Raw genomic sequence first — 15,538 nt, forward strand, 5'->3', positions numbered from 1 at the left:
TGGGTGGTGTACTTTGCAGCGGAATGGGTGGTGTACTTTGCAGCGGAATCGTGGTGCACTTTGCAGCGGAATATCCACAAAGACTATTTTCGTTGCAAATGTCCCAATTATTACTACTTTTTATAGTTGTTTCAATTTCTAAAGCAATCGTATTATAACGTAAATCATACTTTTTAGACAAATAATCTTCAACAATGTGAAAAATTGTTGGGTTCTCAATTTTTGTAATATCATCTACACTATTATTTTTTACAGCCAAATCAATTATCTTTTGGAAATCCTGGATTGTGTGTTCTTGAAAATAATCAGTTAAATCATATCCTTTAATATTTTCATTTCTTGGGAGATATATAGGAATAATATTAGAATTTAATTGTGTTAGTTTTTGCATGTCAATAATGCCTGTATCGTCCGCATCAAAACACACAAATAAGTTTTTGCAAAGGAAATGCAGGGACTTAATACTTTCTTTCTTAATAGTCGTTGAACCGCTTCCAAAAGTAACTGCATTAAATCCTTTTGAATTGGCAACAATAACATCTTTTTCTCCCTCGCAAATAATTATATTTTCTTTTTTTGCTGTTCCTAATTGTTCAAATCCAAATATTCCTTTTTTAAAAGGAGGTAAAAAGTTTTTTGAAATTCCTATCTCAGCTTGATTAGGAATGTATAATTTAAAATTATTTTCGAGTTCAAAAGCAAAAGCAACACTTTCTTTTTTTGTATAAATAGGACTTTTTCCACTCCAGCTATAATTTAAAATTGAGTGTACATTGTATTTTTTGAGTATTGTTTTTTTAACTCCAAATTTTTCCCACCATTGCAAATCCAATTCAGTAAAGTCTCTTGTTTGCACAGAAATCTTTGAGGACTCTCTATTGTTTGCAACAGTATTGCTCGTCTTTATGAAATTTTGACTTTTTTTTGAATTTATATCTGTTTTTTTGTTTTGATTTTGCAATGGAAGATTATTTTCCTTTACAACCTTTTCCAATACTTCAATAAATTGGGTTTTGCTATTGAGTTGAAAAAGGTCAGCAACAAATTGCCAAACATCGCCACTAAACCCTGAACTATGGCATTTATATTTTGTTTCCGATCCTTCTTTATACAATGAAAACGATGGGTTTTTATCCGCTGTAAAAGGACTTGAAATATTTCTTTTAGGAAATTTATTTAGTCCCAGAAATTTCAAGTAAATTTCTTCTTGTGAAATATATTGCAAAATTGTATCTTTGCTTAACATATAGTTTTCCATAAACTAATAATTTTATAAGCCATTGCAATTCGAGTTGCAACGGCTTTTTGTTATTTATAAATATTTTAAGTTGGTTTCTATAGTATTAATTATAGAAATGTGCAAAAAAAAACCCAAAATGATTTGAATATAAAAGATCATTTTGGGAAGTTTGATAGGAATCTTTTTTTGAGTTTTAGGATCATTAAAAAAAAATACCATCGATTATTTAAGATTGAGTTTTTTATAAAAAAACTCTTAAAAATGGTACTCAATATTTATTACCCCCTGACATGATTTTTTGCTATTTACATTTAAGTAATATTATTGCTTTTTCAAATAATCGGGTTTTTTAGCTCGAGTACCGGTTGAAATCATAAGTTTATATTTATTGATTTTTTCAGTCTTAGTTTCCTTTGGTGGCAGTTTAAGGGCTTTGCGATCAGCTGCATTACCCTTATCATTACCAAGACTGTCAATAATTTCGACAGCCTGCTTAAAAGCCTCCCGCAAGACATTATATTTTTCGATTGATATGGTTATTGTTTTTTCCATAATCGTCTATTATACTTTTTTTAATTTTTCAAGAACGATTTCAACACATCTCCTCACCTCTTTATCAAGTAAAACACAATTCCAAAACTTTTTCAGTTTTAATGAATTAATTTCGGGATAATAAAAAATTACGATCGTTCTAAAGGATTCATAAGATTTAAATCCTAAAAAAAAATATTCTCGTAAAACAGTTGCGCATTTTACATAAGTTTCGAAACGAGCTACTGTAACTTTTTCTCTATTTGTAATATTCACATATGGAATATTGTTTTTTAAAATATTCATATTTATAATATTTGCTATTATTTTTGTAATTTTGATGAAGAATAAAAATGTACGTACATTTTTAACAATACAAATATAACACAAATAACGATACTAATATCGTATTTGTAATATTTTTAAATATATTATGATTGATTCAAAAAAAATTAGCAAACAACAAAAATTAGAATATATAAAAACTACAGTTTATGATTTCTCCATATCTGCTTATAATATTGCAAGCAATACAAATTTAACAGAGGCTGGAATTGCAAGAATTTTAAAAGGAATTGCAAAAAACCCACATGAAAGTTCATTAAACGAAATAATTTCTTATATCCATACTTATAATGGTCCTGAAGATATTAATGAAAAACATATTGTAGATATACTTAATCCATATTACACACCACCTATTTCAATTGAAACAGAGATTAAAAATCAAAAACAAAAAATAATAGAGTTAAAGAAGAAAATAGAAGAATGTGAAAAATACATAAAATCATTGTTAACTTATCAAAAAAATATGATTGAGCTAGAATTAAATATTATTGAACAAAATACAATATATAAGAATGTTGATCCTGAAAATCTACCGTGAACAAAAAGTGAACAAAACTCAATAATACTAACTTTTAATATGCTTGTAAATACATAAAAATCAATAACTTAATTTTTTAAAAAGACAAAAAGAGTTTCCCTCTTTCTCCGCCAGTAGAAATACAAATGGTTACAAAACCCACTAAATTCAACGATTTAGTGGGTTTTTTCGTTTCTAGGATTATCAAATTATTCATTTAATCTCAAAGTTTTGGTGTCTTTCGAGGTGTCACTAAATTATAAAAATTTAAGTGACACCTCTTACAGAAAACCACCAGTACAATAAGGTGTTCAACAACATATTCAAAATATGTACATCTTGTTTGTAATTATTAGAAATTTTAAATTTAATAATAACTAAAAGGTTACCACTTATGAACACTACTGTATCAATTCTCTTTTATATCAAGAGATCAAAAGTCAACAATGAAGGCATCTGCCCTATTTATGCAAGAGTAACAATCCAAGCCAAACGATTTGAGTTTAGTGCAAGCAAGTACGTAAATCCTGAAAGATGGTCATCGGAAGGTGCTAAAGTCAAGGGTACAAATGAAGAAGCTAGAACAATAAATAGCCATCTGGATTATTTGAAAAATCAAGTTTTAGAAGCCGAAAAAAGATTATTCAAAAAAGACATAAAAGTTTCTTCTGAAAATTTGAAGAATGAATTGTTTGGTGCTACTGAAACTAAACGAATGCTAATTCCAATCTTCCAAGATCACAACAACAAAATTAAAGAACTGGTTGGCAAAGAATATGCACCAGGAACATTAGAACGATACAAAACATCGTTAAGCCATACTATAGAATTTCTACAATGGAAATACAAAGTTTCCGATATCGAGATACACAAAATAGATCACGCTTTTGTAACTGATTATGAATTTTGGTTAAGAAGTGTTAGAAATTGCGCCAACAACACAGCGGTGAAATACATCAAGAATTTCAGCAAAATAATCAAGCTTTGTCTGGCCAATGACTGGCTCGACAAAAATCCATTTGCGAATTATAAATCGAAAGTTAAAGAAGTTGAGAGAGTTTATTTATCTGAAGAAGAAATACAAAACATCATCAATAAAGATTTTAAAACCGAAAGGCTATCGCTAGTGCGCGATATCTTCCTTTTTAGCTGCTTTACTGGATTGGCTTATATAGATGTCAAAAACTTAACAAAATCGCATATAAGCATCGGAATTGATGGCGAGAAGTGGATATTTACCCACAGACAGAAAACGGAAACCGCCTCTAAAATCCCAATTCTTCCAGTAACGCAAATGATTATCGATAAGTATTTGGATCACCCGAAAAGCAATAACGAAGACAGACTTTTGCCAATATTGACAAATCAAAAAATGAATGCCTATTTAAAAGAAATTGCTGGCGTTTGCGAGATTGAAAAAGAATTAACCTTCCATATTGCCCGACACACTTTTGCAACGACTGTTACGCTTACAAATGGCGTTCCGATTGAAAGCGTAAGTAAAATGCTTGGTCATAAAAACATCCAAACAACGCAACATTACGCCAAAATTTTAGATAAAAAAGTTAGCGAGGATATGAAAATATTGAGAGATAAGTTTGCAATTACATTACCATTAACAACAAAAAAAGTGGATTAATGCAAATGTTTAAAAAAAAATCTTATTTTTACCGTCTTGAAACTTACAAACGCCATATTATCAATCATTTTACTAATACTTTCGTGTATGCCTTGCGCAGATATGGAGCAGGATGTGTCGTATAATAAATTGATAATCAGCAATCAATCAACCCAACATCAAGACAAAGATGCTTGTTCGCCTTTGTGTATATGCAACTGCTGCGGTTGTCAAGGTTTCGCTTACAATACTGTTTATGCTTATAATTTATTTTCTGTCAAAATTCTAATTGACAAAAAAACAGCAGAATACAAATCAATTCTTACTTCCAATTTCTACGGAAGCATTTGGCAACCGCCACAAATTAATGCTTAATTTTTTTTTGATTAATGTTTAAAATAAATAGCGATTAATGACTTGTGCATTAATCAAACTATTAATTTTCATTAATCACTTTACAGTATTTGAAATATTCAAGTGCTGTGATTTATAAATCAATATTAAACATTAATCATTTTCAATAGTGTTAGACAAAATCATTCATTTTAGTATAAATAATAAATTCATCATTGGTTTGATGACTTTATTTCTCATCATTTGGGGAGTTTGGAGTGCATCCAAATTACCTATTGATGCCGTACCAGATATTACAAATAATCAGGTACAAATTATTACTCTTTGCCCAACCTTGGCAGGGCAAGAAGTAGAACAATTAGTAACTTTTCCAATAGAACAAAGCATTGCAAATCTTCCCGATTTAGAAGAAACCCGTAGTATTTCTCGATTTGGTTTATCTGTAATTACAGTCGTTTTTGATGATGATGTAAATATTTATTTTGCACGTCAATTAATTAGTGAACGACTAAAAGAAGCCATTAGTCAGATTCCTCAAGGCATAGGTACTCCAGAGTTAGGACCAGTAAGTACAGGACTTGGTGAAGTGTATCAATATATTTTGCATCCAAAAAAAGGAAGTGAAAATAAATATTCCGCAATGGACTTGCGTTCTATGCAAGACTGGATAGTAACAAGACAGCTTAACGGAACTCCTGGAATTGCTGAAATAAATAGTTTTGGAGGGAAATTAAAACAATATGAAGTGGGCGTTAACCCAAATCGTTTAAAAGCGATGGGAGTAACTATTCCTGACATTTTCAATGCTTTAGAAAAAAACAATCAAAACACAGGTGGTGCATACATTGACAAAAAACCAAGTGCCTACTTTATTCGCGGAGTTGGTCTAGTTACTTCTTTAGAAGACGTAAGAAATATTGTTGTAAAGAGCAACCCAAACAGCGTTCCAATTTTTATAAAAGATGTTGCCGACGTGAAGTTTGGTAGCGCAGTACGTTATGGCGCAATGACTTATAACGGAAAAGTAGATGCAGTTGGTGGTATTGTGATGATGCTAAAAGGTGCAAACAGTAATGAAGTCGTACAAAGGGTAAAAGACAAAATGCTTATCATACAAAAATCATTACCTGATGATGTAATCGTTGAGCCATTTATAGACAGAAGTACATTTGTAAACCGTGCCATTTCAACCGTTGAAAAAAACCTGATTGAAGGTGCATTAATTGTAATTTTTGTATTGGTGTTATTTCTCGGAAACTTACGTGCGGGACTTATTGTAGCTTCTGCAATACCACTTTCAATGCTTTTTGCATTGGGATTGATGAAAATTTTTGGAGTAAGTGCAAATCTAATGAGTTTGGGCGCAATAGATTTCGGTTTAATTGTAGATGGTGCCGTTATTATCGTGGAAGCTTCCTTATATTTTCTAGAACACAATAAGAGCAAAGTAAAACTCACGCAACCTCAAATGGATATTGCTGTAGAAAATAGTGCTAAAAAAATGATGAGTAGTGCTGCATTTGGGCAAATCATTATTATGATAGTCTATTTTCCTATCTTATCTTTAGTGGGAATTGAAGGAAAAATGTTTGGACCAATGGCAAAAACGGTTTCGTTTGCAATTATTGGCGCAATGATACTTTCGTTAACCTATATTCCAATGATGAGTGCCTTGTTTTTACCAAAACAAATCAGTCACAAGAGAACATTTTCGGATAAGATGATGGATTTCTTATATAAAAAATACGAACCTCTTTTAGTAAAAGTTATTGAAATAAAATACAAAGTCGTTGGTCTTACTGTCGCATTACTATTAGTTACCTTTTTTATTTTTAGCAAAATGGGTGGCGAGTTTATTCCAAATTTAGCCGAAGGAGATTATGCATTTGAATTTAAAATGCCACTAGAAACTTCTTTATCCCAAAGTATAGAAACTTCTATGCAAGGAGCAAGAATTGCAAAACAATTTGATGAAGTAAAAATTGTGGTAGGTAAAACTGGTGCTGGAGAAGTACCTACTGACCCAATGCCACCGGGAGCAACTGATTTAATGATTATTCTCAAACCGCAAAGCGAATGGAAATCCGGTAGATCTTATGAAGAATTGGGCGATGCCATTGAAGAAAAATTAAGCGTGATACCCGGTGTTTTTATCGAAAAAAGTCAACCCATTCAAATGCGCTTCAATGAATTAATGACAGGTATTAAACAAGATGTTGCCATAAAAATATTTGGCGAAAACTTGGATAGTCTTTCTGTATATGCCAAAAAAGTCGAAAGTGTAATTGTAAAAGTAAAAGGTGTTTCATCACCTCAAGTAGAGCAAGTCGATGGATTGCCACAAATCAATATCGAATATGACCGTTTGCGAATTGCGAATTATGGTCTAAATGTAGAAGACATAAACAGTATCGTGAGTACTGCTTTTGCCGGAAAAGCAGCAGGTGTAGTTTACGAAAACGAACGGAAATTTGATTTAGTGGTACGATTAGACAGTACGTCAAGAAGAAGTATTGATGATGTAAATGATTTATTAATACCAACACCTAGTGGCAATCAAATACCATTATCACAAGTAGCAAAAGTAGATTTTAAACTAGGACCAGCACAAATAAGCCGTGAAGCAGGAAAACGTAGAATTGTAATTGGTTTTAATATACAAGATAGAGACGTTCAAAGTGTAGTAAAAGAAATTCAAGATAAGTTAGCTACAAAAGTAAAATTGCCATCCGGTTATTATTTTACCTATGGGGGAACTTTCGAGAACTTACAAAAAGCATCCAATCGTTTGATGATTGCTGTTCCTATTTCTTTACTGCTGATTTTTATGCTTCTGTATTTTACATTCAATTCAATGAAACAAGCCAGTTTAATATTTTCAGCAATCCCTATGAGTGCCATTGGTGGCGTATTTGCATTACTCATTCGTGGAATGCCTTTTAGTATTTCGGCAGGAATTGGATTTATTGCATTGTTTGGTGTTGCAGTATTAAATGGAATAGTATTAGTCGGCACATTCAACCAACTCGAAAAAGAAGGTTGGGATGATGTTATAAAACGAGTTATTGAAGGAACAAAAATAAGACTCCGACCAGTTTTAATGACGGCTACCGTAGCATCGTTAGGATTTTTACCGATGGCAATGTCACACAGTGCGGGTGCCGAAGTCCAAAAACCATTGGCAACTGTTGTTATTGGTGGATTACTCTCCGCTACATTTTTAACCTTATTTGTTTTGCCTTTGCTGTATATAATATTCAACACAAAAATTAAATTAAGAAGAAAACCAGCAATGAAATCAATCACAACTATTTTAGTTATTGGATTATTATTTTCATTCAATAACGGTCAGGCACAATCCCGAAAATCTATTGATGAAGTACTGAATTTGGGCTTAAAAGACAATTTGCAATACAACATCAATCAATCTCAAATCACCAAAAACCAGTTTTTGATAAAAGGAAACAAGGAATTTCCCAAAACGGGAATATTTGTAGAAAATGAAGATTTGCGACCTACTGATAAAACGGGGGTATTGAAAATTGGTCTACAGCAAAGTTTCTATATGCCGCAAGTAAACCAAGCCAAGAAAAATTACTATCGGGAACAAACAAAATACTTCGAATACAACAAGGAAGTAATCAATACAGAGCTGAAAAAAAATATCCGTTCGGTATATTATCAATTGTGGTATTTACAGGACAAGAAGGCTTTGTATCAACGATTAGATAGCATTTACATTGGATTGTTAAAAACTACAATTCTAAAAGTAAAAACAGGAGAAAGTGCCGGTATCGAAAAAATTTCGGCTAATGTGAAACTGAAAGAAATTGAAACTAACATCATACAACTTCAAAAAGAAATGCTGGTGCAACAACAAGCATTAATGCAATTATTGAATAGTTCAGAAGTAATTTTACCTCTTTCAAAATCGTTAGAAAAGTTAGAATATGGGTTTCAAAATGAAACTGAAAACCATCCAAATCTTCTTTTATTGCAGCAAAATGTACAAATTGCCAATAGTGAAATCGCAATCCAAAAAAGCAATCGCCTCCCCGAATTTACAGGTCGGGTTTTTTCTCAAAAACTATATGGGCTTGAAGATCCTTATAGCGGTTTTTCAATAGCTACTTCATTTCCTATTTTCGGAACAGGTGCCAACAGCAATAAAATAAAAGCTGCCAAAACTGAAAAAGAAATGCAGGAACAACAATTGCAATACCAGACACAAATACTGAAATTTTCTTTGTCACAAAGGCAAACTGAAGTAGAAAAAAGCGTGTCGGGTTTACAATTTTATGAAACTTCGGGTTTGCAACAGGCGGACGAAATCATAAAAGCCGCTAATCAATCCTATCGTGCCGGAGAAATTAGTTACGCCGATTTTTCATTGTATTTGAGCCAAGCCATCGAAATACGGAAAAATTATTTAGACAATCTAAATGCGTATAACCAAGCCATTATCGAATACAATTATTTCACAAACAAATAAAAGCTAATAAAATGAAATCTTTAAAAACAAAATATATAAAGTCCCTTTTACTAATAACTTCTTGCCTCATACTAATTTCTTGCGGCAGTAAAGAAAATAAATTCCAAGAAGAGGAACATAAAGTAACAACCGAAGAAGCCGAGTCAACAATAGCTTCACTCACAGCCGAGCAAATCAAAACGGTAGATATTCAATACGGTACTATTGAACAAAAGCAATTAACGGCTACTCTCAAAGCCAATGGAGCACTACGAGTGCCTAATAATAACAAAGCGAATGTAACATCACTTTATGGTGGCGTAGTTAAAAGTATTAATGTACAATTAGGAGATTTTGTAAAAAAAGGACAAGTAATTGCCACAATCGCTAACCCGCAATTCATACAATTACAGGAAGAATATTTGAGTACATCCAGTAAAATCACCTTTGCGGAACAAGAAGTGGCAAGACAAAAAGAACTTAACGAAGGAAACGCTGGAGCTTTAAAAAATTACCAAAGCGCCAATGCGGAACTAAAAGCAATAAGAACTCGTAAAGCTTCTTTGCAACAACAAATCCAGCTGATGGGCATCAATCCAAATAGTTTAAACAATACCAATTTACGTTCTGCTTTGTCCGTAACAAGTCCTATAAACGGCACCATCAGCAATGTCTTTTCTAAAATTGGAAGTTATGTGGATGTCTCCTCTCCAGTTGCTGAAATCGTGGATAACTCACAATTACATTTGGATTTGAATGTGTTTGAAAAGGATTTACCAATGCTAAAAGTGGGACAAATTATTCATTTTAGAATAACTAATAATTCAGGCGAAGATTATAATGCAAAAGTATATTCAATAGGTGCTTCTTTTGAAAACGATAGTAAAAGCATACCCGTTCACGCCACTGTTCAAGGCAATAAATCAGGACTAATTGACGGAATGAATATCACCGCAATTGTCAGTTTAAATGATGTGACTACTAACGCTGTTCCAAATGATGCTATAGTGAGCGCAGACGGCAAAGACTATATTTTTGTGGTCACCAATAAAAAAGCCGAAGAAGAAAAACCAGAAGAAGGAGAAGTAGCCAAAGAAACCGAAACAAAAGATAAAGAACAAGAGCCAAAAAACACTAATTTCGAAAAAATAGAAGTAGTAAAAGGAGTTTCTAATATGGGTTATACCGCAATCACGTTAGTAAAGGATATTCCATCAAATGCAAAAATCGTAACAAAAGGCGCATTCTTTGTAAATGCAAAATTGACAAACAAAGGGGAAGAATAATATCAATACCCTTCATACTATCTATTATGAAAATAAAATCTAACATAGACAAATTTGGAACAATTGGGCTTTTTATCACCACCCTATTTTCCCCTTGTTGTTTTCCATTATTTGCTTTCGGAACATCTGCACTTGGATTAGGAAGTTTTGAATTGTTTGGCGGATGGACAATGCGGATATTATTAATAATGGTAATGATTTCTATTATTGGTTTAATTATTTCATATTACAAACATCGCAGTTTGCTTCCTTTGTTAATTGCTATACCAAGCGCAATTGTAATAAATTATGCCTTTTTTACCAATAGCAATACTTCACTTATTTATCTGGGAATGTTTGGAATTTTAATAGCTACAGGGGTAAATTATTACCGAAACAAATTACAAGGAAATTGCGAGAGTTGTACAACCTATGAAGGGAAAACAGTTGAATTAAAATCAACTTTAACTTGCCCCAACTGTGGTTACAGGAAAGAAGAAATAATGCCAACCGATGCTTGTCAATTCTTTTACGAATGTGAAAAGTGCAAAACAATACTCAAACCATTAGAGGGAGATTGTTGTGTTTATTGCAGCTACGGTTCGGTAAAATGTCCACCAATACAAACAGGAGATAATTGTTGTTAATTAATATCAAAACAAAATGAAACACCAACACAAATACGATGAAAGTGGCAAACAGCTTTGCTGCACATTAGAGGAAAAAATAAATCGTAAAACCGACAAACAAACCGGATGTTGTTCCACTCACAATGAACCAGAAAATCATTCAGACGATGATGGTCACGAGCACGACCATTTAGATAAAGACCAAACCACGCTTCGAATGTTTCTACCAGCAATCATAAGTTTTACACTATTACTTGTTGCCATTGGTTTTGACAACTATTTTCCACAAACTTGGTTTACAGCTTGGGTACGTATTGCTTGGTATGCGGTTGCCTACTTACCTGTTGGTATTCCTGTGCTAAAAGAGGCTTTTGAAAGCATCCGAAAAGGTGAAATATTTTCAGAATTTCTATTAATGGGTATCGCAACTATTGGAGCATTTGCCATTGGTGAATATCCAGAAGGTGTTGCCGTGATGCTGTTTTATGCAGTTGGCGAAGTATTTCAAACATTGGCAGTTCAAAGGGCAAAAAAGAACATCAAATTATTATTGGATCAAAGACCGGATGAAGCAACAGTAATGAATGGAGAAAAGGCGACTGTAAAAAAAGCTTCCGAAATATCCATTGGAGAAATCATTCAATTAAAACCTGGAGAAAAACTGGCACTGGACGGAAAGTTAATTTCTGACACCGCTTCGTTCAACACGTCAGCTCTAACAGGAGAAAGCAAGCCCGACACCAAACAAAAAGACGAAACCGTTCTTGCCGGAATGATAAATCTTAATACTGTTGTTTTGGTCGAAGTAACAACGGCTTATTCAGATAGTAAGCTCTCAAAAATCTTGGAAATGGTGCAGGAAGCAACCGCCAAAAAAGCACCAACCGAATTATTCATTCGGAAATTTGCCAAAATATACACACCAATAGTGGTGTTTTTAGCCATTGCAATTTGCGTGTTGCCAATGCTTTTTCTCGATAATTATGTATTCAGAGATTGGTTATACAGAGCCTTAATCTTTTTGGTTATTTCCTGTCCTTGTGCATTGGTAATCTCCATTCCGTTAGGATATTTTGGTGGAATTGGTGCAGCAAGTAAAAATGGAATTCTAGTCAAAGGATCTAATTTTCTGGATATAATGGCAACCATTCAAGTGGTCGTTATGGATAAAACAGGAACACTGACCAAAGGTGTTTTCAAAGTTCAAAAAGTCATATCAGTGGATATTTCCGAAGCTGATTTAGTAAAATTTACGGCTGCATTAGAAACCAAATCAACTCATCCCGTTGGAACAGCTATTATTGAATATGCAAAAGGAACAGAGAAAAATGCAACCGTTACCGATGTCGAAGAAATTGCAGGACACGGATTAAAAGGCAAAGTAGATGGAAACGAAATCTTGGCAGGAAATGTAAAACTGATGAAGAAATTCAATATCAGTTATGATGCCGAAATCGACAATACACCTTTCACGATTATCGTTATTGCCATCAATCAAAAATATTCTGGCTATTTTCTAATTGCAGACGAAATAAAAGAAGATGCCAAACAAGCTATCGAAAGTTTACATAGAATAAATGTAAAAACAGTGATGCTTTCGGGGGACAAACAAGCCGTTGTTGATGCTGTTGCCAAAGAACTAAACATTGACCAGGCTTTTGGGGATTTATTACCCGAACATAAAGTTCAGAAAGTAGAAGCACTCAAAAAGGAACATTTACACATTGCTTTTGTTGGTGACGGAGTAAATGATGCACCGGTAGTTGCGCTTGCTGATGCAGGAATTGCAATGGGAGGTTTAGGAAGCGATGCAACAATAGAAACGGCCGACATAGTAATTCAAAATGACCAACCTTATAAAATATACACAGCTATAAATATTGGTAAAAAAACCAAACAAATTGTCTATCAAAACATTGGTTTGGCATTTGCAGTAAAAGCTATTGTTTTGGTGCTCGGTGCTGGAGGATTAGCTACAATGTGGGAAGCAGTTTTTGCCGATGTTGGTGTGGCATTGTTGGCAATCTTAAATGCCGTTAGGATTCAGAGAATGAAGTTTTAGGTCTAAAATATTTTAGTTTGATATAGCTTTTTCAATCCATTATATAGAGAAATAGTAATTGCATTTGGTAATTTAAATTGCGAAACTCAAAGTTAATAAAGCATTATTTATTTAGTGCTTTATTAAATTATTACTTTCAATTAACTTATTTACAGAAAATTTGAACTCAAAAATAAATCTATTACTATTTAATCTTAATGAACAACTAAAATCCGTTGATTTAGAAATAGACGACGCTATAAAACGCTGTGAAAAAGCCATCGAAATTACTATTAAATCAGTTGAAAATTTAATCGTAATTTTTTAACTGAAACCTAAAGTTCTACACTTCTAATAATATATGAAGCCAAAATACATTCTAGAAACCTACGATAGAATTCTAAAAGAAATCAAAAATCCAAAAATAGTTTTTGATAATGATTTTGTGGCTTTTCTTGAAAATTGTTCCGATGAGAGCTTTTTGATTTATAAGGTTAATTTTTTGAAACAAAACGGCGAAACAAAATATATTACAAAAAAACCAATCCATAATTTGCATCCAAAGGTTGCGGAAATTGATTGTATTGAGTGCAATTCAGTTTTAGAGTTTGAAAAATACATTCCCGAAATAGTAGATAAATTAGAACTAAATCAACACAATATCCTATTACGCTGGTACTCAAAAAACGATAGTATTTCATTGTACATTTTACAAGATTTTGATATTACTAAACTTTCGAATGAACATCGCTTTTTTCTATATTGTTACCATTCATTGAAAAATGAAAATGATAAAATCAAAAAAATAAATAAGGAAACTATCTTTAATTTCAAATCAAAAGAACGAGTTGAACAATACATCCATAAAAAACAATACGCACTCGAAAATTTAGCAAACCGTTTAATAAAGGACATTAACCCTATAAACTCATCAGATATTTACAGATTTTCAGCAAACTATGACAAAATAGATTGTTTGAAGATAACCTATATTTATTTAGAAAAATTGTTGCGTTTTATTGAAAAGGAATTCAAAAATTACCTTAACGTAAACATCCAAATTCCGTACCGTTCCATATTGGTCAAAGAATTTGAAATTACACACAAACTTAAAGAACTCAAATCGGGGTTGTTGGGAAGTAATATTAGTGATCAATTATTGAAATTGGTTTACGAGCCACTTTTGAAAATTGCCACAATCAACATTCAAGAAAAATTAACCTATTATGATTTCAATTATTGCTCCGATTTCATTTCAGTATTACACCATCAAATTGATTTTGAAAATAGTACAGAAGAAACTATAAGTGAATGTTTATTTGAGTTAAATTTCAACTCATTACAGTTTTTTAAATATTTGACTTATAATATTTTACAAGAATTAGAAGTACAAGAAAACAACATTCAAAAAATTGATGTACTTTATCGTTTAATGAAAAATTATAATCAAAAACAAAGTAGGAATTTCTTAAAATACAAAGCAAATTTACCGCCACTAAAAGAGCAAATTATAAATTGGATTGAAGAAGAAATCGAATATTTAACCAAGAAAATCAAACTCGAAGCCAATCAATTAACAAATATCTCTAACAACGAAGAAAAGATAAAATTCTTGACGGGTTTGTCAGTGGCACAATTAAGCTATTTCTTCGGATTATTGATGGAAGCAGGAATTATAAAGCATAAAAATCAAACCGATGTTTTTAGATTTATTTCAGAAAATTTTAAAACAAGTATGACTGATAAAATCTCTGTTGATAGTATAAAAGTCAAATATTACAATGTTGAAAGCAATACTAAAACTTCGGTTAGAGAAAAAATATTAGAGCTAATTGGGCTCACGAAGTTCTAAAACTTCTCGCATCATTCGCCAACCAAAACCATCCATTACAAGCAGTATTTCGTCTTCTATTTGGAGTAACGAAGTAATGTTTGGAATTTTGTGCAATTCCATAAATCGTTTGAGTTCGGGACTAATTACAAATTCATTTTTCATATCAATATCATTTTATGATATACGAAAAAATCCCATTTTGGTTTTGGTACAAACAACAGCGTGGGACATCGATCACCAGCATCAGAGGTACGACCAAGCACCTACAGCCACGATAAACCGAGCCCACGCATAGCGAAGGCGAACAGTTTATTCGTAGGCTGATATAAGAAGTTTGGTCGTTTTCTGATGCCCTAAATAACTTTCGCAATATATTTTATAGAGATTAAACTCTATTTGAAGTCGTTTAAACTTTTTTGATTGAAGCGAAAAATTAGAGTTTTTGTTCTAGATTTTAGCTTTTTTTTATTTCATAGCAGCGCTATGGAATAAAAAAAAGATGAAATATGGGATAAAAAGACAATTTTACAGCCAATGGAAAAAAGCTTAAACGACTTCATCGTATTCTTAATGCAAATTTAGTCATAATTGCATCAAATTAGCAACCTAAAACTTGTCTTGTCCTGAATAACCGATACAGATTATTAGATAAAAATATTTAATTAAACACTTGCAAAAACGTTTTTGCAA

General features: G+C 32.3%; 11 protein-coding genes and 2 pseudogenes. 9 read left to right on the forward strand and 4 right to left on the reverse strand.

All coding sequences use genetic code 11. The annotated features are described in order from the left end of the window. The 3 genes from EKM02_RS14020 to EKM02_RS14030 all read right to left on the reverse strand — a co-directional run. The coding region (locus tag EKM02_RS14020) for a CHC2 zinc finger domain-containing protein (protein WP_234423205.1) at positions 1 to 1,258 on the reverse strand (1,258 nt) is incomplete at its 3' end. A gap of 303 nt (positions 1,259 to 1,561) precedes the next feature. Beyond that, positions 1,562 to 1,792, reverse strand: coding sequence for a hypothetical protein (locus EKM02_RS14025; RefSeq protein WP_126456195.1), 231 nt, complete (start codon positions 1,790 to 1,792; stop codon positions 1,562 to 1,564). 9 nt (positions 1,793 to 1,801) lie between these two features. After that, entirely contained in the window at positions 1,802 to 2,077 is a 276-nt protein-coding gene (locus EKM02_RS14030; protein WP_126456197.1) for a hypothetical protein, read from the reverse strand. A gap of 127 nt (positions 2,078 to 2,204) precedes the next feature. Here EKM02_RS14030 and EKM02_RS14035 point away from each other — a divergent pair, with 127 nt between their 5' ends. The 9 genes and pseudogenes from EKM02_RS14035 (at position 2,205) to EKM02_RS14070 (ending at position 14,866) form a co-directional block, all read left to right on the forward strand. Further along, complete coding sequence (locus EKM02_RS14035) at positions 2,205 to 2,657, forward strand: hypothetical protein (RefSeq protein ID WP_126456199.1); 453 nt, start codon at positions 2,205 to 2,207, stop codon at positions 2,655 to 2,657. A 373-nt stretch (positions 2,658 to 3,030) separates the two neighbouring features. Beyond that, a complete protein-coding gene (locus EKM02_RS14040; protein ID WP_126456201.1) occupies positions 3,031 to 4,275 on the forward strand; it encodes a site-specific integrase in 1,245 nt (414 codons plus the stop codon). Between the two features lie 36 nt (positions 4,276 to 4,311). Further along, positions 4,312 to 4,629 carry a DUF6660 family protein gene (locus tag EKM02_RS14045; protein WP_317124996.1) on the forward strand — a complete coding sequence of 106 codons (318 nt, stop codon included), beginning with the start codon at positions 4,312 to 4,314 and terminating at the stop codon, positions 4,627 to 4,629. A gap of 148 nt (positions 4,630 to 4,777) precedes the next feature. Further along, positions 4,778 to 9,100, forward strand: coding sequence for a CusA/CzcA family heavy metal efflux RND transporter (locus tag EKM02_RS14050; protein ID WP_126456205.1), 4,323 nt, complete (start codon positions 4,778 to 4,780; stop codon positions 9,098 to 9,100). A gap of 11 nt (positions 9,101 to 9,111) precedes the next feature. Next, the gene (locus EKM02_RS14055) at positions 9,112 to 10,365 is read left to right on the forward strand and encodes an efflux RND transporter periplasmic adaptor subunit (RefSeq protein WP_126456207.1); all 1,254 of its coding nucleotides are present in this window, start codon (positions 9,112 to 9,114) and stop codon (positions 10,363 to 10,365) included. 26 nt (positions 10,366 to 10,391) lie between these two features. Beyond that, positions 10,392 to 10,721, forward strand: a pseudogene (locus tag EKM02_RS15120) (MerC domain-containing protein); the annotation flags it as partial. Between the two features lie 69 nt (positions 10,722 to 10,790). Continuing rightward, positions 10,791 to 10,991, forward strand: a pseudogene (locus EKM02_RS15125) (GDCCVxC domain-containing (seleno)protein); the annotation flags it as partial. A 16-nt stretch (positions 10,992 to 11,007) separates the two neighbouring features. Next, positions 11,008 to 13,035, forward strand: coding sequence for a heavy metal translocating P-type ATPase (locus tag EKM02_RS14065; RefSeq protein WP_126456210.1), 2,028 nt, complete (start codon positions 11,008 to 11,010; stop codon positions 13,033 to 13,035). A gap of 340 nt (positions 13,036 to 13,375) precedes the next feature. After that, positions 13,376 to 14,866 (forward strand): hypothetical protein, encoded by a 1,491-nt coding sequence (locus tag EKM02_RS14070; protein ID WP_126456213.1) that lies wholly within the window; start codon positions 13,376 to 13,378, stop codon positions 14,864 to 14,866. Here the strand turns inward: EKM02_RS14070 and EKM02_RS14850 are convergent. Beyond that, entirely contained in the window at positions 14,843 to 15,010 is a 168-nt protein-coding gene (locus EKM02_RS14850; protein WP_158614762.1) for a hypothetical protein, read from the reverse strand. The two genes, EKM02_RS14070 and EKM02_RS14850, sit on opposite strands and share 24 nt — an antisense overlap. Positions 15,011 to 15,538 lie beyond the last annotated feature (528 nt).

This window comes from Flavobacterium sp. RSP49, assembly GCF_003968735.1.
Taxonomy (GTDB): Bacteria; Bacteroidota; Bacteroidia; order Flavobacteriales; family Flavobacteriaceae; genus Flavobacterium.

What these genes read in the sequence shown, in the direction of transcription:
- EKM02_RS14025 (WP_126456195.1), bottom strand. Translation starts at nt 1,792, where the DNA reads ATGGAAAAAACAATAACCATATCAATCGAAAAATATAATGTCTTGCGG.
- EKM02_RS14055 (WP_126456207.1), top strand. Translation starts at nt 9,112, where the DNA reads ATGAAATCTTTAAAAACAAAATATATAAAGTCCCTTTTACTAATAACT.
- EKM02_RS14850 (WP_158614762.1), bottom strand. Translation starts at nt 15,010, where the DNA reads ATGAAAAATGAATTTGTAATTAGTCCCGAACTCAAACGATTTATGGAA.
- EKM02_RS14040 (WP_126456201.1), top strand. Translation starts at nt 3,031, where the DNA reads ATGAACACTACTGTATCAATTCTCTTTTATATCAAGAGATCAAAAGTC.
- EKM02_RS14070 (WP_126456213.1), top strand. Translation starts at nt 13,376, where the DNA reads ATGAAGCCAAAATACATTCTAGAAACCTACGATAGAATTCTAAAAGAA.
- EKM02_RS14030 (WP_126456197.1), bottom strand. Translation starts at nt 2,077, where the DNA reads ATGAATATTTTAAAAAACAATATTCCATATGTGAATATTACAAATAGA.
- EKM02_RS14065 (WP_126456210.1), top strand. Translation starts at nt 11,008, where the DNA reads ATGAAACACCAACACAAATACGATGAAAGTGGCAAACAGCTTTGCTGC.
- EKM02_RS14035 (WP_126456199.1), top strand. Translation starts at nt 2,205, where the DNA reads ATGATTGATTCAAAAAAAATTAGCAAACAACAAAAATTAGAATATATA.